Source organism: Bacillus cereus group sp. MYBK195-1, from assembly GCF_051916605.1.
GTDB classification, from domain to species: domain Bacteria; phylum Bacillota; class Bacilli; order Bacillales; family Bacillaceae_G; genus Bacillus_A; species Bacillus_A cereus.
In genome coordinates, this window is sequence record NZ_JBQAGZ010000001.1 from 798120 (window position 1) to 824725 (window position 26606).

Sequence of the window (26606 nt, forward strand, 5' to 3'; positions counted from 1 at the left end):
GAATAAAAGAATGTATAATGATAGACAAATAGCGCAAACGTTTTCATAGATTGAGATATTGTTTGCGCTTCAATTAAACTATTAAATGCAAACGTTTTCAGTTACTGAGGTACATAGACAATTTAGGGAGGTTTTTGGGATGAAGAAAGCATTATCATTATTAACGGTTTCAGCATTATCTATTGGTATGTTATCTGCATGTGGACCGAAAGATTCAGGGAAAAAAGAGGAAAGTAAAGCGAAAAAAGACTATGATCTTCTTGTTTGGGAAGATGATAAAAAAGGTGTTGGGTTAGAACCAGCAGTGAAAAGCTTTGAGGAAAAATATAAAGTAAAAGTAAAAGTTGTTGAAATGCAAATGACAGATCAAGTGAAGAAGTTACGCCTTGATGGGCCAGCGGGGACTGGACCAGATGTTGTAACATTGCCACACGATCAAATCGGAAATGCAGTAACAGAAGGTTTACTTTCTGAAGTGAAAGCAGATGATGCTGTAAAGAGTAAATTTACTAATTCATCAATAGAAGCACAGACATATAACGGAAAATTATATGGTTTACCAAAAGCAATTGAGACACCAGTCTTTATTTACAATAAAAAACTAATGCCAAAAGCGCCAGAAACGATGGACGAGCTGTTTAACTTCTCAAAAGAATTTACGAAAGATGGCAAGTACGGATTTTTAGCATTAGGAGATAACTTCTACTTTGCTAATGCATTCATGGCAGGTATGGGCGGTTATGTATTTGGTGAAAAAGATGGAAAGCCAAATGCAAGTGATGTTGGATTAAATAATAGCGGAGCAGTACAAGGTGCTGAATATCTTCAAAAATGGTACAAGGAAAAATTATTCCCAAAAGGTATTATCGGTGAATCAGGTGGGCCTGCTGCTGATGGACTATTCAATGAAGGAAAAGCAGCTTCTATCATGAATGGCCCATGGGCGTTCCAAGCAATGGAAAAGAACGGGATTGATTATGGCGTTGCTCCAATGCCGAAATTACCAAATGGTCAACCAATGAAAACGTTTGTTGGGGTTAAAGGATGGCATGTAACAAGTTTCTCTAAACAAAATGATTTAGCTACAAAATTCACTGAGTGGGTAACAAATGAAGAAAACGCAAAAATTCGATTTGAGAAAACAAAAGAAATTCCTCCAGTAAAATCAGTAATGGAAGATCCAATTATTAAAGATAACGAAGCTGCAAAAGCAGTTGCAACGCAATCTGAAAATGGAATTCCAATGCCAAACATTCCAGAAATGCAAGAAGTTTGGAAACCAGCTGGAGATGCGCTTCAATTAGTTGTTACAGATAAAGAGGCACCAAAAGCGGCGCTTGATAGTGCAGTGAAACAAATTAAAGGTAATATTGAGGCAAATCATAACAAGAAAAAATAAGGTGAAATTCGTGCCTCTAATATGAGAGGCACGAATTCTCTCCCTTCCATGTAGGAAGAAAAGAGGGGGAAGGAACATGCAAACATCTATGGAACCAGCAAATGGGTTAAACCATTCAAAGCATAGGAAAATGGCAACCATGTTATCAATCATTCCAGGCGTGGGCCAAATGTATAATAAACAATTTGTAAAAGGTCTTATTTTTCTAGTATTAACAGGTTCATTTATTGTAGCCTTTGCTGATTTATTAAATATGGGATTATGGGGTATTGTAACGCTTGGTACAGAAGTTCCACGTGACCATTCTGTCTTTCTATTAGTAGAAGGAATCTTGGCTCTTATCGTTATCGCTTTTGGGCTCGGCATATATGCATTTAACTTATATGATGCATACCAAAATGGAAAGAAACGTGATATTGGAACACCGTTAAATTCTGTAAAAGAGCAATACCGTAATTTGTTAGATCAAGGTTTTCCTTATTTAATGGTTTCACCAGGTTTTCTACTACTTATCTTTGTGGTCGTATTTCCAATCATCTTCGTAATTTTAATTGGATTTACAAACTATGATTTATATCATTCTCCTCCAGCTAAATTAGTAGATTGGGTGGGCTTTAAAAACTTTATTGATATTTTCACTTTACCGATGTGGAGAGAGACATTTGTAAGTGTATTCTCTTGGACTGTTATTTGGACATTCGTTGCAACAACATTACAAGTTGCACTTGGTATTTTCTTAGCGATTATCGTAAATCAGCCCGGTATTAAAGGAAAGGCGATTATTCGAACAATCTTCATTTTACCGTGGGCGGTTCCAGCATTCGTATCTATTCTTGTTTTCTCTGGTATGTTTAATGAAACATTCGGAGCGATTAACAATCAAGTATTAGCTTTATTCGGAATTGAAAAGATTGCTTGGATGACAGATCCATTTTGGGCGAAGATTGCTTTAATTATGATTCAAACGTGGCTTGGGTTCCCGTTTATCTTTGCGATGACAACAGGTATACTGCAATCGATTCCGGGAGAATTATATGAAGCGGCTACAGTAGATGGAGCGACAGCTTGGCAACAGTTTCGTAAAATTACATTGCCACTAGTGTTATACGCAACAGCGCCAATATTAATTACGCAATATACGTTTAACTTTAATAACTTTAGTATCATCTATCTATTCAACGGTGGAGGTCCTGCTGTAGCTGGACAAGACGCAGGTGGAACGGATATTTTAATTTCATGGATTTATAAGTTAACGATGACTTCAGCGCAGTACGGAAAAGCAGCAGCTCTTACAATGATATTATCGTTAATCGTTATTACAGTTGCGTTATGGCAATTTAAGAGAACAAAATCATTCCAAGAAGAGGATATGATGTAAATGAATATTAAAAGACAGAAGATGTTACGTCTCTCATTAAGTTATTTAGTTATTTTCGTAATGTGTGCCATCATTTTCTATCCGTTATTATGGATTATTGGCTCATCGTTTAATCCGGGTGATAGTTTATCTGGATCAAGTATTATTCCACAAAATGCAACGTTAGATCATTATCGTAAGTTATTAGATCTAGAGAATAGTAATTACTTACTATGGTATAAAAACACATTAAAAGTAAGTGTTTTAACGATGATTTTCTCAGTGTTAGCAATTAGTTTTACCGCTTATGCATTTTCGAGATATCGTTTTGTTGGAAGAAAAAATGGTTTATTAACATTTTTAATTCTGCAAATGATTCCAAACTTTGCAGCGTTAATTGCTCTATACGTATTAGCTCAATTAACAGGATTAATTGATACACACCTTGCATTAATTTTAATTTATGTAGGCGGGGCCATTCCGATGAATACATGGCTTATGAAAGGGTATTTTGATACGATTCCGAAAGAACTGGATGAATCAGCTCGTATGGATGGAGCAGGACATTTTCGTATTTTTTGGCAAATCATTATGCCACTTGCAAAGCCAATCGTAGCGGTTGTAGCGCTATTTACTTTCATTGGTCCATTTACAGATTTCATTTTAGCGAGTATTATTTTGCGAACACCAGAAAATTATACTTTAGCAGTTGGATTATATGAAATGGTTGCGAAGAAATTCGGTAATGAATTTACAACGTTTGCAGCGGGTTCTGTGCTAATTGCGATCCCAATTTCAATTTTATTCCTATCACTACAAAAATACTTTATTTCTGGTTTAACAGCTGGAGGTACAAAAGGATGAAAAATGGGACATTACGTCCCATTTTTCTTTTCATCTCCCTATAAATAAGTTTATAGGGAGATGAAAAGAGATTTGACATCACATGTGAAAAGAAGTGAAATAAATAGTATATTATAGTATAGGAAAAAATAGCTATATCCCTTACAATACATGAAGAGGGAGAATAGGATTAGTTTTGCAAGATATAAGAAATGAAAGTTTATGACTTGCAATGAGTGCGAGATAAAATATATGAAAAATGGCAGAGAAATGAGAGGAGGGGGATTTTTATGACAGTTACAATTAAAGATGTGGCGAAGCAAGCGAATGTTGCACCATCAACAGTTTCTCGTGTAATTGCTGATAATCCAAGTATAAGTGAAAAGACAAAGCGCCGTGTTAGGAAAGTGATGAGTGAATTAGGGTATCATCCCAATTTAAATGCGAGAAATCTTGCGAACCAAACGACGAAAACACTTGGTCTTGTTATGCCAAGTTCTGCAAGTAAAGCTTTTCAAAATCCATTTTTCCCAGAAGTTATAAGAGGGATTAGTTCATTTGCACACGTAGAAGGTTATGCGCTTTACATGTCGACAGGTGAAACGGAAGAAGAAATTTTTAATGGTGTCGTAAAGATGGTACAGGGACGCCAAATTGGTGGCATTATTCTTTTATATTCAAGGGAGAATGATCGGATTATTCAATATTTACATGAACAAAATTTCCCGTTTGTTTTAATAGGAAAACCATATGATCGAAAAGATGAAATTACATATGTAGATAATGACAATTATACAGCTGCAAGAGAAGTGGCAGAATATTTAATTTCATTAGGGCATAAGCAAATCGCGTTCATTGGTGGTGGATCAGATTTACTTGTAACGAGAGATCGTTTAGCTGGTATGAGTGATGCCTTGAAATTAGCAGACATTGTATTACCAAAAGAATATATTTTACATTTTGATTTTTCGAGGGAAAGTGGTCAACAAGCTGTTGAGGAATTAATGGGACTGCAGCAACCGCCGACGGCAATTATGGCAACGGATGACTTAATTGGACTTGGTGTGTTAAGTGCTCTTTCTAAAAAAGGATTCATTGTACCGAAAGATGTTTCTATTGTAAGCTTTAATAATGCTTTATTATCAGAAATTGCGAGCCCGCCACTTTCGACAGTTGATGTGAATATTTATCAGCTAGGATATGAGGCAGCAAAAGCTTTAGTTGATAAAGTAGAGAATGCAGAATCCACTGCAAAGTGTATCATTATTCCTCATAAATTACTAAAACGTCAAACTTGTGATCATTATGCATAAAAAAAGCTAAGAGTTTAACTCTTAGCTTTTTTTATTAGAAAGGCTTCTAATCGGTCGCAGCCTTCTTTTAAAGTTTCAATACTATATGCATAGGACAAGCGGAGGTAGCCTTCACCGTATTCAGAGAATGCTGTTCCAGGAACTACAGCTAGTCCAGCTTCTTTGACAAGATCAAGTGCAAAATCAAATGATGAAGATGTCAAATGACCAACATATGGGAATAAGTAAAATGCACCTGTTGGCTTTTCAACTGTTAATCCCATTTGAGTGAGTCTATTATATACGTAATCACGGCGTTTTTTATATTGGTGGCGCATCATTTTGGGTGCGTCTTTAGCCGCTGTTAATGCTTCAATTGCAGCGTATTGAGCGATTGAAGTAGCACACGTTACATTGTATTGATGAACTTTTAATATGTGTCCTGCTAAATAGCTTGGTGCAAATAAAAGTCCAACACGCCAGCCAGTCATAGAATGTGATTTAGATAAACCGTTAATGACAATTGTCTTTTCACGCATTTCTGGGAAATGAGCGATAGATGTATGCTTTTGTTCATACACAAGCTCGCTATAAATTTCATCTGAAAGGACGAAAATATTTTTATCTTTTAAAACATCTACAATATCTTTTAATTCTTCTGTGGATAAAGTTACACCAGTTGGGTTAGAAGGATATGGTAGTACGATACATCTTGTTTTTTCTGTAATAGCATTTTTTAGCGCGTCAGCTGTTAAACGGAATCCAGTTTCACGAACATCTACAAAAATGGGCGTTGCACCGCATAATCGAATAATAGGTTCGTAACCTGGATAAATAGGAGCAGGTAAAATTACTTCTGTTCCTGGCTCTAAAATCGTTCGGAATGCAACATCAATTGCTTCGCTAGCACCAATTGTAACGATGGTTTCGTTTTCAGGTGAGTAATGTAAATCGTAGTTATCTTTTACGAAGTTACAAGCTGCCTTACGTAATTCTAGTAAACCAGCGTTATGTGTATAGCTTGTATAGTTTTCTGTAATAGCCCGTTTTGCCGCTTCTTTTACGAGAGAAGGTGTAGGGAAATCGGGTTGTCCGATTGTTAAAGAAATCAAATTATCATAGTTTTGAATCATGTTAGAGAATTGACGGATTCCAGAAATTTGGATATCCTTCACTCTAGGGTTAATGAATTGTTCCATTGTATCTCCCTTTCTTCCGTTTGAAAATTAAGTTCATTTTATCATATTTTCTATGATTGCGCTTTGTATATGTAATTTAGAAAGAGAGAGAAAAGAGAAAAAAAGTCGCTATAAGCGACTTTTTAATATCCGTATTCCCAATCTATTTCATCTTCATTCCAGAGTACAGAGGATACCTTGCCAAGGTGAACAACTGATTCGTTCACAGCACATGTACAATCTTCATCTCCTGCTTTATGCTGTAACTCTTCATATACTGATTTTTCAACATTTTCTAGAACAACCAAATTTTCTTCTTTTAAAACAAGCGTAGTACCCGCCATATTTATCTTCCTCCTACTAAAGTAATGATCACTTATTTGTAAACATAGATAGTATGGATTATATGCTGTATTTTGCTATAGTTGTCCGTCTAAAAAAGTATTTTTATATTTTCTTTGTAATCCGTATTCATTGTATACTGCACGAGGGAAATTTGGTACAGGGTTTACAATCATTTCGAAAATCTGTAACAATTATTATGAGTTGTTAACAAAGAATTAACAAATATGTTAAGAAAAATCAAAATTTTAAAACAAATACACCTATAAAATGATATAATCATATCAAAATACATATAGGGGATGAGAGGTTATGGAGCTTATCCGTGATTTGTTGATTCAAATTGCCATCATAATTTTGCCACTATTTTTATATGAAGCGATTCGTTTAAATCGCTATCAAGAAATGCCTCCGAAGCCAAATCGTTACTTTATTATGTTTTTATCTAGCGTTACGCTCGTTCTCTCCATGACATATTCTATTTGTTTTGGCAATGTGTGCGGGTATAACTTTCACCCAATTCCAATAGTCAGTGGGTTTTTATATGGTGGGATTGTTGGTTTAATCCCAGCGGTTATTTTTGTTGCATATGAATGGTTACTAAAGGGAATGAGCTTTCTTCCGGTTGTAGAAGTAATATTTCTATTAATAGTTCCGCTATTTTTATCAAAGAAATGGTCTCTTTTTTCAAGGGATAAGAAATTAATTTTAGCATTTATGATTTCATCATTTTATGTGCTTGTTTCTTTAGTATTAGGCATGATTAATGTTCTTTTGGAAACAGGATTTACACCGTATATTTCGCAAATATATAGCGGATTTATATTTGCCTCGCTTATCATGGTCATGACAATGGTATTTCAGGTGTATTTAACTGAATATTTAAATGAAAATGCATTGCTACGTACAGAGATGCAAAAATCAGAAAAGCTTAATATTGTAAGTGAGTTAGCAGCAAGTGTGGCACATGAAGTTCGAAATCCACTAACTGTTGTTCGTGGGTTTATCCAATTACTAGAAAGTACGGAAGATGTGAAGAATAAGGATTATATGAGTCTCGTATTAGCTGAATTGGATCGGGCGGAACAAATTATTTCAGATTACTTAAATTTAGCAAGGCCGCAAATTGAGAAAAAAGAACACATTTGTTTATCAGCCCAATTAATAGAAATGACCACTCTCATGTCGTCATTTGCAGCGATGCAAGGTGTGTATTTACAAGTTGAAATTTCAGAAAGTCTTTATACGATTGGTGATAAGACAAAATTGAAGCAAGCTATTATGAATGTTGTTAAAAATGGTATTGAAGCAATTCAAGGAAATAAAGGATATTTAAAAGTAACAGCTATTCAAAAAGACGAAACAATCATAATAAGAGTTAAAGATAGTGGTGTTGGTATGACGAAAGAACAGTTAGCAAGGCTTGGGCAACCATATTATTCTTTAAAAGAAAAAGGGACAGGATTAGGGCTTATGGTAACATTTAGTATTTTACAAGCGCATAATGGTACATTGGAATATAAGAGTGAAAGTGGAAAAGGCACTGAAGCAATTATTATATTACCAGCTGTACAAAATAAGGAATAAAAGTTACCGATGGAAGGTAACTTTTTATTTTATATTGTTTATTCATTTGTTTTTTCTTGTTTTGCTCGGCTAAATAAACTTTTAAATGATTGAAAGAAGCTTTGCTCTTTTGAGGCAGCAACCATTCTTTTTGTTTCTTGAATTTCTCGAATAACTTGCATAAGCTGTGCATCACGGTTACTGTCCTTGTTATAAATTTGACTAACAAGTTTATTCATTTTTTCTTCCTGTTTGGATTCTCGTTTATACATATGATTCATTAATAAGTCCATCTTTTCTTTTTGCAGTGCATCTGTTTGAGCGGCGTGATCGACTAACTCTTGAAGCATTTTTTCTTGAGAGCCTTCTTTTACATAAACTTGTTGCATCAATTCGTCTAGTTTCTCATCCTTTAAACGATTTTGTGTAATTAGAGTAGAATTTTGATGAATAATTGCTTCATTTAATTGAGCTAGCATTTCAAGTTTTAACATGAACTCCTCAAAGTTACGCCCATCTTCTTTTTCTTTCGTTTGTATCTCTTGCTTATCTTGTATAACTGGTACAGGCGGGGCCTCTTTTTCTTTTAAAATAATCGGTATCGTTTCTGAAATATCTTCTTGTAATGTAGCAGCTCTTTCGTGTATAGATTTCAATAGTTTTAAATCATCAAGTTTATAAATACGAGCATCAGCTGTTTTGGAAATCATATAACCATGTTCCTCTAACAGCTGACTATATTTGCGAACTATATGTTTTGGGATGCCTGTTTTATTCGTGACATCTTTCGTTTTATAGGTAGCTTCCATCATATTTCCTCCCCAAAAAGTATCGTATATATCATTTCAATCTTTTATGAGGACTTCCTTTGAAAAAGAATGTCGGAAGGCTATTAGTTTTCTACAGCATTAGTGAAAAAATGAAAATTTTTGGCGGAATGGCAAGGAATAACTAAAATAATGTCTGAAAACATATACAGGAGAAGTTTGTTATAATAGCGGAGGAAAAGAAACTGGTAGAAACATGGAGGTATACATGAAGCAATTAAAAGGTATTATCATTTCAATTATCGCAATTCTGTCTATTTTAGTGGCAGTTTATGAAGTACTTGTGCCAGAGGAAACAAGTGTAAAGAAAACAAATACGTATGATCAAGTGTTAGAATTTCCGAAAGAACGTTATCCAGAGACCGGAAAACATATTACGGATGCTATAAAAGAAGGGCATTCAGAAGTTTGTACAATCGATCGTGGTGGTGCTGCAGATAGAAGGAAATTGTCGTTAGCACCATATCCATCAAAAAAAGGGTATGATCGTGATGAATGGCCAATGGCGATGTGCAAGGAAGGCGGAAAAGGAGCACATATTGAATATATAAGTCCGGCGGATAACCGCGGAGCAGGCTCTTGGGTAGGGAATAAGTTAGATAAATATCCAGATGGTACGCGAGTAAAATTTGAAGTGAAGTAGTAGTTGTACATTTCATAATGAAGGAGAAGGGGAACTATGGAGTTAACGATTTCTTATTCGCAATTAATGTTGATGAACTATGACGGTGAGCAGCCTTATGTAGACTGGACTGATGAAGATTTTGAAAGAGGTTATGCTAAGGCAGATGGAACTGTTATTTTTGAAGCACTTTCAGATTATACTTGTGAAGTGAAAGTGACCCCAGGGAAACATATTGAAAAAGAAGAAGTAGTTAGAACGATTACGGTTCCTTTTACAGTTGAAAATGAAAGTATCGTTATAACGAGTATTCTTTCTAATAAATTTCAAATACCTATTCCAAATGGTGAGTATACAGTTGTCTTACAAGCAATTCCTCTTGAAGAGCCAACGGATGATGAATTATATAAAATACAATACGAATTCTTTTTTGAAAGTAAAGAATAAAAAATGGGTTATCCTGAGAAAAGGATAACCCATTTTTGTTATGCGTTTGTTTTTAAAAGGGAACGAGCATCTTTCGCTGCTTGCACCATATGTTCTAAAGCTGGAATAACTTCTTCTGTTCTTCTCGTTTTTAAACCACAATCAGGATTAATCCAGAAATATTTAGGATCACATACTTCTAAAGATTGTTCTACGATTTTATACATTTCATCTTTACTCGGTACACGTGGGCTATGAATATCATATACACCTAGGCCGATGCCTTTTTCATATGTTGTATGTTTTAAAGTATCAATAAATTCTCCGTGACTTCTTGATGTTTCGATAGAAATTACATCTGCATCTAATGCGCGAATCGCGTCAACAATATCTTCGAAGTTACTGTAACACATATGAGTATGAATTTGTGTTTCATTTGCTACAGAAGAAGTTGCTAAAAGGAAGGATTGTACTGCCCATGTAATATAAGCATCCCAATCTTTTTCTTTTAGTGGCATTCCTTCACGAAGTGCGGGCTCATCGACTTGGATTACTCTAATTCCGGAAGATTCAAGTAGTTCAATTTCGTGACGAAGAGCTAGTGCAATTTGATACGAAACTTCTTTTCTTGGAATATCATTTCGAACGAAGGACCAATTTAAAATTGTAACAGGTCCGGTTAACATTCCTTTTACAACTTTCTCTGTTAAGCTTTGTGCATAAACTGTTTCCTTAATAGTCATGCCGTTAATAAAGGCTACATCACCATAAATAACAGGTGGTTTTACGCAGCGGGAACCGTAAGATTGTACCCAACCGTTTTTAGTGAATGAGAAACCAGCAAGGCGCTCACCAAAATATTCGACCATGTCAGTTCTTTCAAATTCACCATGTACAAGTACATCAAGCCCAATTTCTTCTTGGTAACGAATCCACTTTTCTGTCTCTTTTTCAATAAATTGTTCGTATTGTTCATTTGAAATAACACCGTTACGCCATTCTTTTCGCGTTTGACGAACTTCAGTTGTTTGCGGGAAGCTACCAATGGTCGTTGTTGGTAATAGCGGTAACTCCAGGGCAACTTGTTGTAATTCGTATCGTTTTTCAAATGGAAGAGGGCGTGAAAAATCTTCTTCTTTTAGTGCTGTTCGTGCTGCTTTGACATCTTCTCGGTTACGAGCAGCAGATGACCGAATTGTATGATGTACGTTTCGATATGTTTCCAGCTCATTATTAATGCTTTCTGTACCTTGAGTGAGAGCGGAATGAATAAGAACTAGCTCTTCTAATTTTTGATTTGCAAATGCTAACGCATCAAACAGCTCAGTCGATAAGTGAGTTTCTTCTGTTTTATCGATTGGTGTATGCAATAAGCTACAAGAAGGTTGAACGATGATATCTTTCGTTTGGACTTGTTTTTGTAACGTTGTAAATAACGCAAGTACTTCATCAAGGTCAGCTCTCCAAATGTTACGGCCGTCTATACAACCGACAGCTAAAGTTTTATCAGCTGGGAATCCATATTTTGAAATAGCATTTAAATTACCTTCTTTACCATGAATGAAATCTAATCCAATACCGGATACCGGGAATGTAATAATTTCTTCATAGTTTTCTTCTACGCTATCAAAATATGTTTGTAAAAGAAGAGTCGCATTTGGAACTTCTTTACGAATAGCTTCATAAATTTCTTTTGCTTGTTGAACTTCTTCTTTCGTTAAAGAAGCGAAAATCGGTTCATCAACTTGAATGGCTTGTGCCCCAGCTGCATGTAGTTCTGAAAGCAGTTGTACGTAAGGTGCAACTAACTGTTTTAAAATGGTGGGAAATTGTTGTTGTGTATAGCCTTTAGCTAATTTTAAGAAAGTATATGGTCCTAAAATAACAGGCTTTCCATCTACTCCTAATTCTTGTTTTGCCTCTTCGTATAAGCGAAGTGGACGATTATCTTTTAAAGAGATTTGTAATCCCTCTTCATATTCAGGAACGATATAGTGATAGTTTGTGTTAAACCATTTTGTCATTTCGGAAGCTACGTGATCTTTAGAGCCACGCGCCATTGCGAAATATACATCAAGGTAAGATGTAAACTCAGAAAAGCGTGATGGAATAAATCCTAGCATATAGGCAGTATCCAAAACGTGATCATAATATGTAAAGTCGCCAATTGGAATGAGTTCAATCCCTTTTTCTTGCTGTACTTTTACGTGTTGAAGGCGAATTTCTTTCATTGTTGTTAAAAATTGTTCTTCATCGATTTTATTGGACCAAAATGCTTCCAATGTTTTTTTCCACTCTCGTTGTAGTCCGATACGTGGATAACCTAAGTTACTTGTTTGAATTGCCATTTTAAATTCCTCCCTAATTGAAAGTAAGCATTTCCGTTTACTAGGAAATACCTATAACAAAAAGTACAAAGACATAGAAAATAAGCCTTCCTTTTTGTTTTAACACCTCATCATCATCCGTGAATCTATCAGTGTTGTTAAAACAGGCAGGTCTCCTGACTTATGCTTCATATAATTTCTTTCACCTTCCCGTTTTCACAGTGGTACTAAAAAGAAATCTCAGCATTTACAGTGGCGGGACCGTGTTGGAGTTTCACCAAGCTTCCCTTTTAAACACGAAACGAAACTTTCGTGTACCTATTTTCCTTTTGAAAGGAATTTAACAAGCGATATGATATTGAAACAAATTCTAACACAATTTTTGGAATTTTGTCTACTGTTTTGAAATAAGAAAATTCTAAAGTTTTTTATTTCTTATTATTCTGAATTTTTATTCTGAAGTAATTAATAATAGTACAGTATAAAAAGAGAAATTGAGCTATGAAAGAAGTAGGGATGTCTTCTTTCATAGCTCAATTTTCATCTATAGCAACTTCTGAAAGTCGGCCTGCTATAGCATCTTTAAGGAGAGTGTTTAGCCATTGTAATTCAACTGTAATATGCTCAATTACACTTTGCAAAATATATAGTTGTGCACGTGGAACCTTTCCTTTATTACAATCATATATCGTTTGCATAGTATGTAAATATTGAAGAGTATCGTTTTTCTTTTTTTCTAAAATAGGAACTAATTCGTGATCATTGCTAAAGTGAGCGAAAGATAAGGCTGAATAAATAGGTTTATATATTTGGTTTTTGGCTTCGAATTGTTTTAATAGTAAAGTGTGGAATAGTTTTTTGCCTTCTTCTGTTATATGAAAAATCGTTTTGTCAGGTCGATTTGTGTCTCTAATTACATTTGTAATATGAATTGCGCCTTGCTTTTCTAATTGCTCGAAGGCGTAATAAAGTGATCCTTTAGCATATTTAATGTAACAATCCATTTGTCGTTCTTTCATAATATGCTGCACTTCATATGGATGTTTATCTCCTTCGAGTAGCAAGCCGAGAATGACTAATTTCATGCTCATGCTGTCTCAACTCCTGTATATAAAAACTTTATCCAGTAAGATCCCCACCCAAAAATTCAGCGGAAGCAAAGAAGTTAGGTGGGGATTAACTGCCCGTAAAAGCCCGATTGGTGAGGGCTAATAATCAGTGGAGGATCAACACCCCCCACTGATTAAAGTTTCACTTTATACATATTATAAACGGCATATCCTTTTTCATAAAGGAATATGCCGCTTCTTTTTTATATTAACTAACTTGCTTTTGTTTTTCTTTCTTTTTAGGGCCTGTAAAGAGGCGTTCATTTCCCATAAGTAAAATACAAATAATACTTAGTACAGCCGGGATGAGTGCCCAGAAGAATGTATTCGCAATAGATGTAGCGAGAGCTTCTTTAATACCCGCTAATAATTCAGCAGGAATTTTTGCGGTAGCGCCTGGTGATAATAAGAAACTTGTGTCTCCGCCTTTTGGAGCTAACTTTGCTAGTTCAGGTGGGAATACAGAGTTTAGTTTATCTGTAAAAATATGATTTTGAATTGTACCGAAAATCGTTACACCAAGAGTCATACCGAGTGATCGGAAGAATGAGTTTGTTGATGTCGCCGAACCACGGTCCCGCATTTCCAACTTGTGAATAGAGGACATACTTAATACTGAGAATGAGAAGCCAACACCAAGCCCAGCGAGAATCATAAATAGTGTTACGAGTAAACGAGGTGTGTCCATTGTTAAAGTACTTAATAAATAAATACCAAGAACGAAGAAGACACCAGATACCATCATAATGTTACGATAGCTTGTTCGAGAAGCTAATTGTCCTCCTGTTTGACTTCCAATTACAGAACCAACCATCATTGGTGTTAAAATTAATCCAGCATTAGAGGCGGAACCTCCAAGAACGCCTTGAATGAAGATTGGAATATAAACTGTACAGATAATAAAAGCGGCACCATAGAAAAAGGCAACTCCTTGGCTAGCTGCGAATAAAGGTTTTTTAAATAGATGGAACGAAATAATAGGCTCGGTTGCTTTTCGTTCTACAAAGAAGAAAATAATAAGTGTAATAAATACTGTTGTAAATAAGCCAATAATTACAGTGGAATTCCAGGCATATTCTTTACCACCAAGTTCTAATGCGAACATTAAGCAAACGATACTTATGACAAGTGTAATAGCACCAGCCCAATCAATTTTTTGTTTTCTAAATTCTAGAGACTCACTGTAGTATTTAGTAATGAAGAAAAAGGAGATAAGTCCTAATGGAATATTAATATAGAAGACCCAATGCCAACTTATGTAGTCAGTAATATAAGCACCTAATAAAGGACCGAATACACTAGATGTCCCGAAAACAGCACCAAATAGCCCTGTCATCTTCCCGCGTTTTTCTGGTGGGAAGATATCATACATAATTGTGAAGGCGATAGGCATAAGGGCACCACCACCGATACCTTGAATAGCTCTATAAATACTTAATTGCTCAATACTTGAAGCTGTTCCGCAAAGAGCAGAACCGAATAAGAAAAGAATGAGGCCCCCAATATAAAAACGTTTCCGCCCGTACATATCAGAAAGTTTCCCGAAGATAGGCATCCCTGCCATTGTTGCTACCATATAAGCTGATGTGACCCAAACAAACTTATCAAATCCTCCTAGGTCTCCAACGATTGTTGCCATTGCGGTTGCAACGATTGTATTATCCATTGCGGCCATTAATATACCAAGCAGTAAACCAGCAACAACAAATTTTGTCTTGTTGGCGTCTTTTTTTAATGGTTGAGTTTCCAAATATAACCCTCCTTTAGAAATAAGTAAACTATATTAAGTTTTGAGTGCAGTGGATAAAAAATTTTAATGTATAGTTGATTTTAATTTCTTTTCCATAAGTGCACTGATATGCCATAAAGAATATTATAGTCAAATTTGACTATAAGGCAAACTTTTTCTTCCGTCAAAATATTCTTTCGTATGAGTAGAGAACGAGTGAGCCATACTGAATATTGCTATAAAGGAAATGAAGTAAATTGTAAAAAAATTTCATAAAGAACACCTTCTGTTAATAGATGAAAAATGGTTTTTTCTTCATATTGTCGAATAGGATAAAAGGAAGAGAAATATTAAAGGTTGCTTGTAGCAAGCTTTAGTAATTTGGGGAATTCATTGTGTGTATGTTACATCTGAAATGAGGTGAATATATATTATGAAAATATGGGGACGAATTTCGGATACAGGAAAGTATTCAATACCGCTACAACCAGTATTGTGGATTGACGGATCGAAAAAGGAAAACGAATTTCCTCAAGTAGCCGTTACATTACAAATTGGTAGTATGTATACAGAACAATTTTCGTATGAATTGACCTACGATGTAAACGACATACTTATTATGCGAATTGAAGTGGAAAATAAAGGGGTAGAAATGATTTCGAGAGTCGTTGTAAGTCATATGATTCGAGATTACTTTGCTTATATTCCTAATTCTTTAAAAGTTGATAGGGGGATAAGTGAGTTTTTATTCCAGCTTGTTAGATGGCGAATTGATGAATTGTTACCGAATGAGAAGGTGGAACTACGTTGTAAAATAAAAGCTAATAAAGATAAAGCTCTTAAACAAACATTCTTTCAGGCTACATATACATTTCAAGATAAAGAGATATCATATGGCCCACTGCAAACAAATGAAGTTGTTGTGCGTCAATGATAAAAAGGAACCTGTACAAAAGGTTCCTTTTTTAGTGAAGGTTGTGTTTTTTGAGTATTTTTTTTTGCTCCATTCCTTTTTTTCCTACATAGTTATTTTTGTAGCCAAAGTATAGAATAAATAAAAATGAAACAACATTAACAATAGCGTCGATTTGATCGTTTGTAATAAAGTGTATGCCGAAAGAGGTAAATAATAATTTTAATGATAATAGAAAACCAGCTAGTAAACGCATAGCATCTGATAGATTCTCTTTTTGTAGCATATAGATTACTCCTTTCTATAAAAGTTATATTATATATATATGAAATAGAGTAGAAAAGGTATACAAGCTTAAGCAGAAATGTACATTGCATATGTACATTTTTTATTTTGTAGAAAAACATTATTGATATAGAAACATATATTGGTATAAAAGGGGGGAAAGTATGAAACATAAAGGGAAAATTAGTGGATTATTGCTTGGCAATACTGTGGCAGTTACAGAATGGATTGCACTTCAGGATGTAATTGCAAAACTGGATTCACGATCATTTTATACCGTCTTTATTATTTATATATTGCAAATGATACTAAGTTATTATTTTGGACATTGGTACGATAAAAGAGCGAACGAGCGTATGGGTATGGAAGTAGGAGGAATGGCAAGCAATGATTTTGTTGTTGATTTTTTTGGGAAAGTAGCTGCTTTATCTGAAAGAGATTCTCGTAATATTACAGTGTACATTCTTTCTGTAAAAGAATGGGAAGGATTAAAAGACACGTTGCAAGAAAAAAAGTTGGGAGTGTTAGTACAAAAATTAGAGAGTACCATTGTAAAGACAATTCGGAAGGGCGATGTTGTTACAAAGTGGGATGAAAATAAGTACGTTATTGTAGCAATTGATAATGGTCATGAAACATCAACAATAACAAAACGATTAATGAAAAATATTGAAAGTGAAATAGAAGGTGATTTACTCAGTGTCACTCTTTTATTTGGAGCAGCTAGCTATCCAGTAGAAGGAAAAACGTTTGAAGAACTGTTGAGAAAGTCGCAAAATCAATTGTACCAGTATAGAAATTTGCAAGAAAATGAGTGAAGCTTTGATTTGAAGATATATGATAGGAAGATGTTTTATTTGTAACATTTTTTTGACTTTTATTACAAAAAAACGCCACGTTTGTAATAAAAGTCTTTAAAAATATATGAAATAAGCATATAATTATGATGGTAGTGTCAATGCAATTTGCACAGTGTGTTTTATTTTAAAAGTGTAGAGGAAAGCAAGCTCTACACTTTTCCTTTTTAGGAAATGAAAAGAATATTTGTAAGTTGTTGCGAGATATCGATTGTACTGTGTAAAATGAACAAAGAGATTAATTGATAGAAAGCTGGAAAGGGAATGATAGACGTGAGAGCGGAGCGATCACCTTTTATCAGGTGAACTATTATAGTCTTATTAAGACTGAGGTGAAATTCCGTGGACATTAAAGTAATACATAGTGTGAACAGGCCTTAAAAAACACGAAGTAGTATACTTAAAGATGGATATGGAATTGCTAAATAATTCAAAAAGAATAATGTAATATCAAGTAATAATTTGTACAAACAATATTAATGATCTTCGTAAAAAAGATGCGAGTGTATAGAACAATTACATATTTTATAACTTTTTTATATTACACGATGGTCGTTTATAAGTAGGAGGAAGAGATGTTGAAATATAGTAAATTAGCAATTGTAACTGCATTATCAATGATTTTATTAGCCGGTTGTTTCGGTCCGAAACCAGAAGAAGAATTATATGTAGCGTTTGAAAACGCTGCTAAACAAGAAAAAACAATGTTTGAAGATGCAAAAAAACTTGAGACTTTAGAGAAAGAAGGACAAGAATTATATAACCAGATTGTTCAAGAAGGAAAAGATAATAATCAAACTGTTAAAGAAAAACTGAATCAAGCAGTGAAAAATACAACTGAACGAGAAAAAGTGCTTGCAAAAGAAAAAGAAGTTTTAAATAAAGCGCAAGAAGAAGTGAAGTCAGCTGATAAGTATGTGAAGAAAATTGAAGATAAGAAATTGAAAGATCAAGCTGATAAAGTGAAAAGCACGTATGAGAAACGACACGATTCATTTAATAAAATGTATGACAGCTATGACAAATCTTTAAAACAAGAAAAAGAGTTATATACAATGTTACAAGATAAAGGTACTAAATTAAAAGATATTAGTGAAAAAGTAAAAGTAGTAAATCAATCTTATAAGGATATTGAGTCAGAAAAAGATAAATTTAATGAATTCACAAAGTCTTATAATACAGAAAAAGTAGCTTTTTATAAACAAGCAAATATTAAAATTAAAGAAGAGAAAAAATAAAACAGTTTGGCCTACACTTGGCCAAACTGTTTTATTTTTTTGTATAAGTACGACTATACCATGGAACAGGTTCACTTAATTTTTTTTCTTGTTTTAATGCTTCAGGACCAATATAATCTTGAATTGTTTTTTTTGCCACTGTTAAAGATAAGGTTGTTTTCGGATTTCGATAGGAGGATTCAAGATGACCAAGATGCGGTAGAATTCGAAAATCTTCTTTCGTAGGAGGGATGTGGAAAAAATAATCGCCTAAACGTATAAGGACATCAGATTGTTGTTGGCTAAAACGTGGGTTTCTAGAAAAATGTAATCCTTCTTTAATTGCTTTTTTTTCAGCAATCAAACGTTCTAAAGCTGTCTTTTTTAACCAGTATAAATATTTAGGATTAGTAGCTGCTTTAGCATGACGATTCACAACGAAAATAGATTGAGCTAGTCGATTAATAGAATGTTGGTTTTGTAATTGAGATTGTGGTTGTGAAGGTTTCATATTGAATCTCCTTTCAATTTTTCATTATTATACCATAAATAAAATAGGTATTTATTATACGCAAAAAGTGATTGTATATATTTTCAATATTAAAGCAATATTGTTACAAAAAACAACTATTTTGTATAATAGTAATAGAATATGTTTTTGAAATTTGATAATGAAAGAGTGAGAAGTTTGAAAGAAATATTAAAACAACAGTATGCCATTATAGATATTGGATCTAATACAATGCGTTTAGTTATTTATGAAAAGCAAAATGGAGGTTTTTATAAAGAGATTGAAAATACGAAAGTTGTTGCTAGGTTAAGGAATTACTTAATTGATGGTGTGTTGAATGAAGAGGGAATAGAAGTATTATTACAGACATTATTTCAATTTCAAGAAAGTACAAGATTCCATCAGTTGCATCATGTACTTTGTGTTGCAACAGCAACAATTAGACAGTCGGAGAATCAAGAGGAAATTAAAAAGCTTGTTGAAGGACAAACGGACTTTACGCTTAGAGTATTATCAGAGTATGAGGAAGCGCGTTACGGATACTTGGCGGTTATGAATTCTACATCGTTTTCAGAAGGAATAACGGTAGATATTGGTGGGGGAAGTACGGAAGTTACATACTTTAGAAATAGAGAGATTTTAGAGTACCATAGTTTTCCTTTTGGGGCACTTTCTTTAAAGCAACAATTTATTAAAGGTGATATTCCTACTAAAGATGAGTTAGAGGGAATGCAACAGTATTTAGAGTTTCAACTTCGAACGTTACCATGGTTAATCAATAAGAAATTGCCTCTTATTGCAATTGGTGGTAGTGCTAGGAACTTAGTAAAAATCCATCAAAATTTAATATGTTATCCTATAGCAGGATTACATTTATACAAGATGAAAGAAGAAGATATTGAAAGTGTAAAAGATGAATTGGAAAGATTGTCGTTCATAGAACTTCAGAAATTGGAAGGATTGGCAAAAGATCGAGCAGATACGATTATTCCAGCGGTTGAAGTATTTCATACACTTGTTAATGTTATAGAGGCACCGGCATTTGTATTAAGTAGAAAAGGGTTAAGAGAAGGTGTTTTCTATGAAGAGTTGACAAAAGATTTGGGGATTTCATATTATCCGAACGTAGTTGAAGAAAGTCTGCATTTACTATCACATGAATACGAAATGGACATGGAATTTGTTATTCAACTTATTAAACATGGAAGACTAATTTGCAAACAACTTGAGGAAATAGGGCTTATTTCTATGTCAGTAAAAGACTGGGAAGTGTTCCATCAAGCAGCGAAAGTGTTTAATATAGGCAAATATATAGACGAAGAAGCGAGCCGTTTACATACGTTTTATTTATTAGCGAATAAGACAATTGATGGCATGATGCATAAAGATCGAGTAAGGCTAGCGCTTATTGCATCGTATAAATCAAAAATGTTATTTAAACAACATTTATCTCCATTTGAAGGTTGGTTTGATAAAAGCGAACAAAAAAAAATCCGCCTGTTAGGAGCTGTTTTACAATTTTCAGCTACTTTAAATGCAAGGCAACGATCGCTTATTGATACCATATCTATAACAGAAAGCGAAGAAGGATTAACGTTTAAAGCTTTATGTGAACAATCGGCATTAGCGGAAAAAGTGCAAGCTGAAAAACAAAAAAAACAGTTAGAAAGAGTATTAAAAACGAATATTAACTTGTCATTTGAACTAAAATATTAGGTTGTACGGATGTCTTTACAAAAAAATTACACTTTATAATATTGTAATTTGCTAAAATAAAAGTAAGTAAATTATAGTAAAAAAGTTTCAAGGGGAAGTGTGAAGAGAATGGAATTATTGAAGGGGAATGCAGTAAATTTAAATGATACAGCTTATTACAATAATCGAGAGTTAAGTTGGTTAGCATTTAATGAACGTGTCTTACAAGAAGCGCAAGATGCAAATAATCCACTTTTGGAAAGATTGAAATTTATTAGTATTTTTAGTTCGAATTTAGATGAATTTTTTATGGTACGTGTAGCGGGATTAAAGGATCAAGTGAGTGCTGGATTTAATCAGCCAGAAAATAAAGCTGGCTTAACACCAAAAAAGCAATTAAATAAAATTGCGATAAAAGCCCATGCACTAATGACAGTACAATATGATACATTTAAAAATTATGTATTACCAGCACTTGAGTTAGAGGGAATTGAACGTTTAACATTCAATGATTTGACGAAAGAGCAGCGAGAATTTATAGAAGAGTATTTTGATGAGCAAATTTTTCCGGTGTTAACTCCTGTAGCTATTGATGCATATCGCCCATTTCCAATGTTATTAAACAAAAGTTTGAATTTGGCTACTCTTTTATATGATGAGAAGCAAGCGGAAGAAGAAAACAGGACGAAGTTAGGAATTGTGCAAGTTCCTTCATTACTTGAGCGCTTCATAATTTTACCGAGCGAAGGGCAAAAGCATAAATTTATTTTATTAGAAGACGTAATTAGTAGCTTTACTCATAAATTATTTACGGGATATACAGTATCATCTGTTACTCGTTTCCGTATTACACGCAATGCAGATTTAACGATTCATGAAGAAGGTGCGAGAGATTTATTAAAGGTAATTGAAAAAGAATTAAAAAAGCGTAAGTGGGGGGCTGCTGTTCGTTTAGAAGTTGGGAAAGAACACATTGATGAAAGAGTATTAGCGTTATTATATGAGGTTCTGGAAGTAAAAGATGAAGATGTATATATAATGGATGGTCCATTAGATTTAACATGTTTGTTTTCTTTATATAAAAAACTAGCTCCTTTATATGAACATCTTGTATATCCGGCTCTTATTCCGCAACCACCTCAAGATTTAGGTGATGAAGAAGATGTATTTGAAAAAGCAATTGAGCATGATATTTTATTACATCATCCTTTTGAATCATTTCAGCCGGTAGTTGATTTTGTCCGTGATGCGGCGGACGATCCGAATGTACTTGCGATTAAACAAACGTTATATCGTGTAAGTGGTGATTCACCGATTATTCAGGCGTTAAAGATAGCGGCTGAAAAGGGAAAACAAGTGACAGTATTAGTTGAATTAAAGGCAAGATTTGATGAAGAAAACAATGTTCATTGGGCTAAAGAATTGGAACAGGCAGGCTGTCATGTTATTTACGGTGTAAGTCACTTGAAAACACATAGTAAAATTACGTTAGTTGTAAGAAGAAAAAACGGAAAAATCGAAAGGTTCGTACATCTCGGAACTGGAAACTATAATGATGCAACAGCGAAGTTATATACTGATTTTGGATATATTACATCAAGAAAAGACTTTGGGGTTGATGCAACCAATTTCTTTAATTATTTAAGTGGTTATACAACAAAGCCACATTTTCATCATTTATCGGTTGCTCCATTTGATATAAGAGAGCAATTTATAGATTTAATAGATGAAGAAATCCGTTATCATAGGCAATATGGAAATGGATATATTATCGCTAAGATGAATTCATTAACAGATAAACCATTAATTAAAAAAATGTACGAAGCATCACAAGCTGGAGTAAAGGTAGAGCTCATTGTTCGAGGGACATGTTGCCTACGACCTGGCATTCCAAATGTAAGTGAAAATATTCGTGTAGTTAGTGTTGTTGGAAGATATTTAGAACATAGCCGTATTTATTATTTCCATCATAATGGGGAGGAGAAAATATATTTATCTTCAGCTGATTTGATGACGCGAAATATGGAGAAGCGAGTGGAAATATCTTTCCCGATATTAGATATTGAAATGAAGGCACGAATTAAGGCGATTTTACAGCTTACATTAGCTGATAATGTGAAAACACGTGAACAAAATAAAGATGGTGATTACTATTATGTTATTAATAGTAGTACAGAAGAAATTGATAGCCAAGTGAAGTTGTTTAAGATGGCATATCAAAATACAGACGCTGAATAATGAAAAAAGTAAAAACCTCTTATGTCAATAAGAGGTTTTTACTTTTTTCTACTCATATGCTCCAAAAATGGAAGGATGAGTACAAACAATAGTTTTATTATAAGCGTGTAATGAGATGGCTCGTTGAGAGAATAATATTTGAAAGAATCGTTATTTTAACTTAGTAATAGTATGGTTGCTGACATGGTCCACCGTAACAAGGATAAGGTGCTGGCGGCGGGAAAGGTGTTGGATAAGGTGGATAAAATGGTCGAGGGCCGAAAGCTAATGCTCCGCCGAGCAATCCACCAGCAATTCCAGCTAGAAAGGGAACGCCAAAAAACGGGAAGAAGCGTGAGTCGCCTACTGGACCAATAGGTGCTGAACGGACTGGAATTGGTTGATAATATGGATACATGAACATACCTCCTTTATTGGACTCACTTTTATCATATGGTAAACAAAACGTGGATGAGCGCGTACAAGAAAGGATATGTAAGAAAATAGGCGAATTATTAAGAATGTTGGAGTGTGAAAATTGTGATTTCAGGTTTTGACATAAAACGAAATGGGACACGTGTTCTTCCCAGGCCTCGATTGACATAGAGAGTTAAATCCTGAATTGTATAGAAGCCTTCAATATAGTCTTTGGCGAGTGAAGGTGTAATAATAGCTCCTAAAAAAGGAATTTGTACTTGTCCGCCGTGACTATGACCAGAAAGTTGCAAGTTGATTGGATATCTAGAAACTTGGGGCGCGATATCTGGTTCGTGAACAAGAACAATGTTATAAGTACTTTGCCGTGCATGCTCTAATGTTTTCTCTATTTTTGGTTTGCCTAGTAGTATATCATCGAGACCGAAAATAGAAATTTCGCTATTATCCATTAGACGAATTCTTTTTTCACTATTGAGCAATAGCTCAAATCCTGATTCACGCATGATGTGCTCATAGTATTCAGTTCCATATCCACCGTGATCATGGTTACCATAAATAGCGAATTTACCAAAGGGGGCTTGTATATTTTTTAAAATGGATGCAACGAAAGGAGTGTCAGTATACGTTTGATAATTATCAATGAGATCTCCGGTAAAAAGGACAATATCTGGATTTACAGCATTAATTTTAGAAACAACTTTAGATAAATGTTGAAGCGAGAAATAGTATCCGAGATGTAAATCGCTGAATTGAAGAATTTTCATACCATGAAAACTTTTTGGGATGAGTTGTGATTTTAATGTGTGCTGTGTAAAAGAAATGAAATGGGGCTCTATATATTTAGCATAGTAGTATCCGATGCTACTGGTTATAAATGAATAGAGACAAGTACGCATACCAATTTTCAAAAAATTTCTTCTTGTAATGTGCTTCATAAAAATATGAGTATACCTCAATGTTTTCATTCCATTTATAGGCTACTCAAATCTCCTTTCAGTTTATTTAAAATATACTTTACATAATAAAAAGTAGTATAGATTACGAAAAAAAATGAATAAAAAGAAAGTTCTTTACGCTAAAATATCAGAAAAGTTTAAAAATATAAAGATTTCTATTAAATAAAGTGATAAAATGAATGTGTATTCATTTTTTGGAGGGGATGTATGTGAAAGAAAAGGTAGTTATTATAACAGGTGGATCGAGTGGAATGGGAAAAGGAATGGCGACTCGTTTTGCAAAAGAAGGGGCACGAGTTGTTATTACAGGACGTACAAAGGAAAAACTAGAGGAAACAAAGTTGGAAATTGAACAATTTCCAGGGCAAGTATTACCTGTACAAATGGATGTAAGAAATACGGATGACATTCAGAAAATGATTGAACAGATTGATGAGAAGTTTGGTAGAATTGATGTTTTAATAAATAATGCAGCTGGAAACTTTATTTGTCCAGCAGAAGATTTATCTGTGAATGGCTGGAATTCAGTCATTAATATTGTATTAAACGGTACGTTTTACTGTAGTCATGCTGTCGGAAAATATTGGATTGAAAAAGGTATAAAAGGGAATATCATTAACATGGTAGCAACATATGCATGGGATGCAGGTCCAGGAGTGATTCATTCGGCTGCAGCGAAGGCAGGAGTATTAGCAATGACGAAGACGCTCGCTGTTGAGTGGGGACGTAAATATGGAATACGAGTTAACGCTATCGCGCCAGGACCAATTGAACGTACGGGCGGTGCTGATAAATTATGGATTTCAGAAGAAATGGCTAAACGTACGATACAAAGTGTTCCGCTTGGAAGGTTGGGTACGCCAGAAGAAATCGCTGGCCTAGCTTATTATTTATGTTCAGATGAAGCTGCGTACATAAATGGAACTTGCATGACAATGGATGGAGGACAACATTTACATCAATATCCATTTTAAAAGGGATAAAAAAATGAATGTTTGATTCATTTTTCTACGGTTAAATGTGACGGAATTGTGACATATGAAAGAAAAGTGTTTACAAGAGGTCATATATACGTTATATTTAAGACCTCTTTTTTCTTCATAGTAGAATTGCTAATTCCCCTTAGCATTTTACCCCTCTAATCCCTTCAGGAAAACTGAAGGGATTTTTTATTATTTTTCCGTAAATATCATGTTATAATTTTTGAAAAGTAAAGGGAGGGAAGCACGTTGATAGATGCATTAGATGTAATGAGTAACTTGGATAAAGTCCTTCCTTATTATCAAGCTATTTTTAGTGCTGATGAGCATACTGTAATTGGATACGAAGTAGTAGGACGTATTCAAACAGAAGAGGGCATACAAAGTTTAGCTTCTTTCTTTCACGATGATTCGATTCCAAGTGAATTTCAACTGGAAGCGGATAATATTATAGTAGAAAAAGCTTTAAATCGTTATTTAGAAAGCGATCAAAAATTATTATTATTTATACATCGGAATGCTAATGTATTAATGAATGATAATGATGAAAGCTTGCTTCAACTTTTATTGAGGTATGAAGAACAAGGTTTAAATTTAAAACAAATTGTTTTAGAGATTACAGAGCATGAATGTAAAGAAGATATAGAGCAATTTAATCATTTGCTTATGTATTATCGTACATATGGTATTCAAATTTCGATTAATAAAGTCGGAACGGGCACAAGTAATTTAGAGCGTATTAGCGTGTTAGCACCTGATATTTTAAAAGTAGATTTAACGAACTTAAGGCAAACAGCACTTTTACAATCTTATCAAGATATTTTATATTCTTTATCATTACTTGCTAGAAGAATTGGTGCAACTTTGTTATATGAAGAAATAGATGCTTTTTATCAACTGCAATATGCTTGGAAGAACGGTGGAAGATATTATCAAGGTAATTATTTGAAAGAATGTTTACCTGATTTTATTGAAACGAATGTTTTGAAAGAGCGACTGGGTAATGAATGTCATCAGTTTATTCAGCATGAAAAGAAGAAGTTACAAAAAATTTATAATTTAACAGAGATGTTACGCGATCGCATTGGCGATGTTTTATCAAAACAAAAAAAGAATGAAGATATAAATGATTGGTTATTACAATTTAGTCAAAGTGTATCACAGTGTAGTTTTCGTATATTTATTTGTAATGAAGATGGTTTCCAACAATCAGGAAATGTTATGAAAAAAGATGGAGAATGGATTGTGATGCCGGATTATTATATGAAGAACTGGAGTTGGCGCCCGTATTTTCTCGAGAATATCATGAAAATGCGTTTTGAGAATAAGGCGAGGCTTTCAGATTTATATGCAGATATTGAAACGGGAGAAATGGTACGAACATTTTCTTTCCCGATTGATGATGACAACTTTTTATTTATAGATTTATCTTATGAATATTTATATGAAGAAGATGTTTTATTTTAATGCACGAAGGAATTCGTGCATTTTTTGTTTGTTTTTATCATAAATTGGTAATA

General features: G+C 34.1%; 24 protein-coding genes and 1 riboswitch. Of the genes, 14 read left to right on the forward strand and 10 right to left on the reverse strand.

What is annotated here, in order from left to right; all coding sequences use genetic code 11:
- The first annotated feature begins 139 nt into the window (after positions 1–139).
- From ACTFRY_RS04410 to malR, 4 genes are all read left to right on the forward strand, one after another.
- Positions 140–1399 (forward strand): extracellular solute-binding protein, encoded by a 1260-nt coding sequence (locus ACTFRY_RS04410; RefSeq protein ID WP_000709923.1) that lies wholly within the window; start codon positions 140–142, stop codon positions 1397–1399.
- A gap of 76 nt (positions 1400–1475) precedes the next feature.
- On the forward strand, positions 1476–2777 hold the full coding sequence (malC, locus tag ACTFRY_RS04415) for a maltosaccharide ABC transporter permease MalC (protein WP_001194993.1): 1302 nt from the start codon (positions 1476–1478) through the stop codon (positions 2775–2777).
- Positions 2778–3620, forward strand: a complete 843-nt coding sequence (malD, locus tag ACTFRY_RS04420; RefSeq protein ID WP_001022608.1) for a maltosaccharide ABC transporter permease MalD — start codon at positions 2778–2780, stop codon at positions 3618–3620.
- Positions 3621–3889: 269 nt separating this feature from the next.
- Positions 3890–4912, forward strand: a complete 1023-nt coding sequence (gene malR, locus ACTFRY_RS04425; RefSeq protein WP_000219051.1) for a maltose operon transcriptional repressor MalR — start codon at positions 3890–3892, stop codon at positions 4910–4912.
- A gap of 14 nt (positions 4913–4926) precedes the next feature.
- Here malR and ACTFRY_RS04430 read toward each other — a convergent pair whose 3' ends face one another.
- Together ACTFRY_RS04430 and ACTFRY_RS04435 are read right to left on the reverse strand one after the other, a co-directional pair.
- Positions 4927–6090 carry an aminotransferase A gene (locus ACTFRY_RS04430; protein ID WP_000434574.1) on the reverse strand — a complete coding sequence of 388 codons (1164 nt, stop codon included), beginning with the start codon at positions 6088–6090 and terminating at the stop codon, positions 4927–4929.
- A gap of 122 nt (positions 6091–6212) precedes the next feature.
- The gene (locus ACTFRY_RS04435) at positions 6213–6413 is read right to left on the reverse strand and encodes a hypothetical protein (RefSeq protein WP_000929276.1); all 201 of its coding nucleotides are present in this window, start codon (positions 6411–6413) and stop codon (positions 6213–6215) included.
- A gap of 310 nt (positions 6414–6723) precedes the next feature.
- Here ACTFRY_RS04435 and kinB point away from each other — a divergent pair, with 310 nt between their 5' ends.
- Positions 6724–7998 carry a sporulation sensor histidine kinase KinB gene (gene kinB, locus ACTFRY_RS04440; protein WP_016118571.1) on the forward strand — a complete coding sequence of 425 codons (1275 nt, stop codon included), beginning with the start codon at positions 6724–6726 and terminating at the stop codon, positions 7996–7998.
- 38 nt (positions 7999–8036) lie between these two features.
- On the opposite strand, the gene ACTFRY_RS04445 is transcribed toward kinB, so the two are convergent.
- Complete coding sequence (locus ACTFRY_RS04445) at positions 8037–8786, reverse strand: DUF3967 domain-containing protein (protein ID WP_000388471.1); 750 nt, start codon at positions 8784–8786, stop codon at positions 8037–8039.
- Positions 8787–9012: 226 nt separating this feature from the next.
- On the opposite strand from ACTFRY_RS04445, the gene nucA reads away from it, so the two are divergent.
- Together nucA and comJ are read left to right on the forward strand one after the other, a co-directional pair.
- Positions 9013–9447, forward strand: coding sequence for a DNA-entry nuclease (nucA, locus tag ACTFRY_RS04450; RefSeq protein ID WP_000811494.1), 435 nt, complete (start codon positions 9013–9015; stop codon positions 9445–9447).
- Between the two features lie 36 nt (positions 9448–9483).
- Positions 9484–9873, forward strand: a complete 390-nt coding sequence (comJ, locus tag ACTFRY_RS04455; RefSeq protein ID WP_000424030.1) for a competence protein ComJ — start codon at positions 9484–9486, stop codon at positions 9871–9873.
- A 38-nt stretch (positions 9874–9911) separates the two neighbouring features.
- Here comJ and metE read toward each other — a convergent pair whose 3' ends face one another.
- The 3 genes from metE to ACTFRY_RS04470 form a co-directional block, all read right to left on the reverse strand.
- A complete protein-coding gene (gene metE, locus ACTFRY_RS04460) occupies positions 9912–12200 on the reverse strand; it encodes a 5-methyltetrahydropteroyltriglutamate--homocysteine S-methyltransferase (RefSeq protein WP_001007614.1) in 2289 nt (762 codons plus the stop codon).
- 128 nt (positions 12201–12328) lie between these two features.
- A riboswitch (cobalamin riboswitch) is annotated at positions 12329–12516 on the reverse strand.
- A gap of 196 nt (positions 12517–12712) precedes the next feature.
- Positions 12713–13270 carry a PadR family transcriptional regulator gene (locus tag ACTFRY_RS04465; protein ID WP_000062063.1) on the reverse strand — a complete coding sequence of 186 codons (558 nt, stop codon included), beginning with the start codon at positions 13268–13270 and terminating at the stop codon, positions 12713–12715.
- A gap of 226 nt (positions 13271–13496) precedes the next feature.
- Positions 13497–15038, reverse strand: coding sequence for an MDR family MFS transporter (locus tag ACTFRY_RS04470; RefSeq protein ID WP_098616208.1), 1542 nt, complete (start codon positions 15036–15038; stop codon positions 13497–13499).
- Positions 15039–15450: 412 nt separating this feature from the next.
- Here ACTFRY_RS04470 and ACTFRY_RS04475 point away from each other — a divergent pair, with 412 nt between their 5' ends.
- The gene (locus tag ACTFRY_RS04475; protein WP_000708122.1) at positions 15451–15951 is read left to right on the forward strand and encodes a hypothetical protein; all 501 of its coding nucleotides are present in this window, start codon (positions 15451–15453) and stop codon (positions 15949–15951) included.
- Between the two features lie 31 nt (positions 15952–15982).
- Here ACTFRY_RS04475 and ACTFRY_RS04480 read toward each other — a convergent pair whose 3' ends face one another.
- Positions 15983–16216 (reverse strand): SPP1 phage holin family protein, encoded by a 234-nt coding sequence (locus tag ACTFRY_RS04480; RefSeq protein ID WP_000939448.1) that lies wholly within the window; start codon positions 16214–16216, stop codon positions 15983–15985.
- 163 nt (positions 16217–16379) lie between these two features.
- Here ACTFRY_RS04480 and ACTFRY_RS04485 point away from each other — a divergent pair, with 163 nt between their 5' ends.
- Positions 16380–17033: a diguanylate cyclase domain-containing protein gene (locus ACTFRY_RS04485; RefSeq protein WP_000680811.1), complete on the forward strand. Its 654-nt coding sequence runs from the start codon at positions 16380–16382 to the stop codon at positions 17031–17033.
- A 614-nt stretch (positions 17034–17647) separates the two neighbouring features.
- Entirely contained in the window at positions 17648–18310 is a 663-nt protein-coding gene (locus ACTFRY_RS04490) for a YkyA family protein (RefSeq protein WP_000922482.1), read from the forward strand.
- A 31-nt stretch (positions 18311–18341) separates the two neighbouring features.
- Here the strand turns inward: ACTFRY_RS04490 and ACTFRY_RS04495 are convergent, their stop codons facing one another.
- On the reverse strand, positions 18342–18800 hold the full coding sequence (locus ACTFRY_RS04495; RefSeq protein WP_000804862.1) for a YkyB family protein: 459 nt from the start codon (positions 18798–18800) through the stop codon (positions 18342–18344).
- A 141-nt stretch (positions 18801–18941) separates the two neighbouring features.
- On the opposite strand from ACTFRY_RS04495, the gene ACTFRY_RS04500 reads away from it, so the two are divergent.
- Together ACTFRY_RS04500 and ACTFRY_RS04505 are read left to right on the forward strand one after the other, a co-directional pair.
- Positions 18942–20516, forward strand: a complete 1575-nt coding sequence (locus ACTFRY_RS04500) for a Ppx/GppA family phosphatase (protein ID WP_002000750.1) — start codon at positions 18942–18944, stop codon at positions 20514–20516.
- Between the two features lie 108 nt (positions 20517–20624).
- The gene (locus ACTFRY_RS04505; RefSeq protein ID WP_000421677.1) at positions 20625–22733 is read left to right on the forward strand and encodes a polyphosphate kinase; all 2109 of its coding nucleotides are present in this window, start codon (positions 20625–20627) and stop codon (positions 22731–22733) included.
- Between the two features lie 160 nt (positions 22734–22893).
- Here the strand turns inward: ACTFRY_RS04505 and ACTFRY_RS04510 are convergent, their stop codons facing one another.
- Complete coding sequence (locus ACTFRY_RS04510; RefSeq protein WP_000283741.1) at positions 22894–23130, reverse strand: hypothetical protein; 237 nt, start codon at positions 23128–23130, stop codon at positions 22894–22896.
- Positions 23131–23227: 97 nt separating this feature from the next.
- Positions 23228–24085, reverse strand: coding sequence for a metallophosphoesterase (locus ACTFRY_RS04515; RefSeq protein WP_044795990.1), 858 nt, complete (start codon positions 24083–24085; stop codon positions 23228–23230).
- Between the two features lie 230 nt (positions 24086–24315).
- On the opposite strand from ACTFRY_RS04515, the gene fadH reads away from it, so the two are divergent.
- On the forward strand, positions 24316–25080 hold the full coding sequence (gene fadH, locus ACTFRY_RS04520; RefSeq protein WP_000660913.1) for a 2,4-dienoyl-CoA reductase: 765 nt from the start codon (positions 24316–24318) through the stop codon (positions 25078–25080).
- Positions 25081–25335: 255 nt separating this feature from the next.
- Positions 25336–26553 carry an EAL domain-containing protein gene (locus tag ACTFRY_RS04525; protein ID WP_000564310.1) on the forward strand — a complete coding sequence of 406 codons (1218 nt, stop codon included), beginning with the start codon at positions 25336–25338 and terminating at the stop codon, positions 26551–26553.
- Positions 26554–26606: the final 53 nt, after the last annotated feature.

Coding starts and splice junctions, on each gene's coding strand:
- ACTFRY_RS04410 (WP_000709923.1), top strand. CDS start 140: ATGAAGAAAGCATTATCATTATTAACGGTTTCAGCATTATCTATTGGT.
- malC (WP_001194993.1), top strand. CDS start 1,476: ATGCAAACATCTATGGAACCAGCAAATGGGTTAAACCATTCAAAGCAT.
- malD (WP_001022608.1), top strand. CDS start 2,778: ATGAATATTAAAAGACAGAAGATGTTACGTCTCTCATTAAGTTATTTA.
- malR (WP_000219051.1), top strand. CDS start 3,890: ATGACAGTTACAATTAAAGATGTGGCGAAGCAAGCGAATGTTGCACCA.
- ACTFRY_RS04430 (WP_000434574.1), bottom strand. CDS start 6,090: ATGGAACAATTCATTAACCCTAGAGTGAAGGATATCCAAATTTCTGGA.
- ACTFRY_RS04435 (WP_000929276.1), bottom strand. CDS start 6,413: ATGGCGGGTACTACGCTTGTTTTAAAAGAAGAAAATTTGGTTGTTCTA.
- kinB (WP_016118571.1), top strand. CDS start 6,724: ATGGAGCTTATCCGTGATTTGTTGATTCAAATTGCCATCATAATTTTG.
- ACTFRY_RS04445 (WP_000388471.1), bottom strand. CDS start 8,786: ATGGAAGCTACCTATAAAACGAAAGATGTCACGAATAAAACAGGCATC.
- nucA (WP_000811494.1), top strand. CDS start 9,013: ATGAAGCAATTAAAAGGTATTATCATTTCAATTATCGCAATTCTGTCT.
- comJ (WP_000424030.1), top strand. CDS start 9,484: ATGGAGTTAACGATTTCTTATTCGCAATTAATGTTGATGAACTATGAC.
- metE (WP_001007614.1), bottom strand. CDS start 12,200: ATGGCAATTCAAACAAGTAACTTAGGTTATCCACGTATCGGACTACAA.
- ACTFRY_RS04465 (WP_000062063.1), bottom strand. CDS start 13,270: ATGAGCATGAAATTAGTCATTCTCGGCTTGCTACTCGAAGGAGATAAA.
- ACTFRY_RS04475 (WP_000708122.1), top strand. CDS start 15,451: ATGAAAATATGGGGACGAATTTCGGATACAGGAAAGTATTCAATACCG.
- ACTFRY_RS04480 (WP_000939448.1), bottom strand. CDS start 16,216: ATGCTACAAAAAGAGAATCTATCAGATGCTATGCGTTTACTAGCTGGT.
- ACTFRY_RS04485 (WP_000680811.1), top strand. CDS start 16,380: ATGAAACATAAAGGGAAAATTAGTGGATTATTGCTTGGCAATACTGTG.
- ACTFRY_RS04490 (WP_000922482.1), top strand. CDS start 17,648: ATGTTGAAATATAGTAAATTAGCAATTGTAACTGCATTATCAATGATT.
- ACTFRY_RS04495 (WP_000804862.1), bottom strand. CDS start 18,800: ATGAAACCTTCACAACCACAATCTCAATTACAAAACCAACATTCTATT.
- ACTFRY_RS04500 (WP_002000750.1), top strand. CDS start 18,942: ATGTTTTTGAAATTTGATAATGAAAGAGTGAGAAGTTTGAAAGAAATA.
- ACTFRY_RS04505 (WP_000421677.1), top strand. CDS start 20,625: ATGGAATTATTGAAGGGGAATGCAGTAAATTTAAATGATACAGCTTAT.
- ACTFRY_RS04510 (WP_000283741.1), bottom strand. CDS start 23,130: ATGTATCCATATTATCAACCAATTCCAGTCCGTTCAGCACCTATTGGT.
- ACTFRY_RS04515 (WP_044795990.1), bottom strand. CDS start 24,085: ATGAAGCACATTACAAGAAGAAATTTTTTGAAAATTGGTATGCGTACT.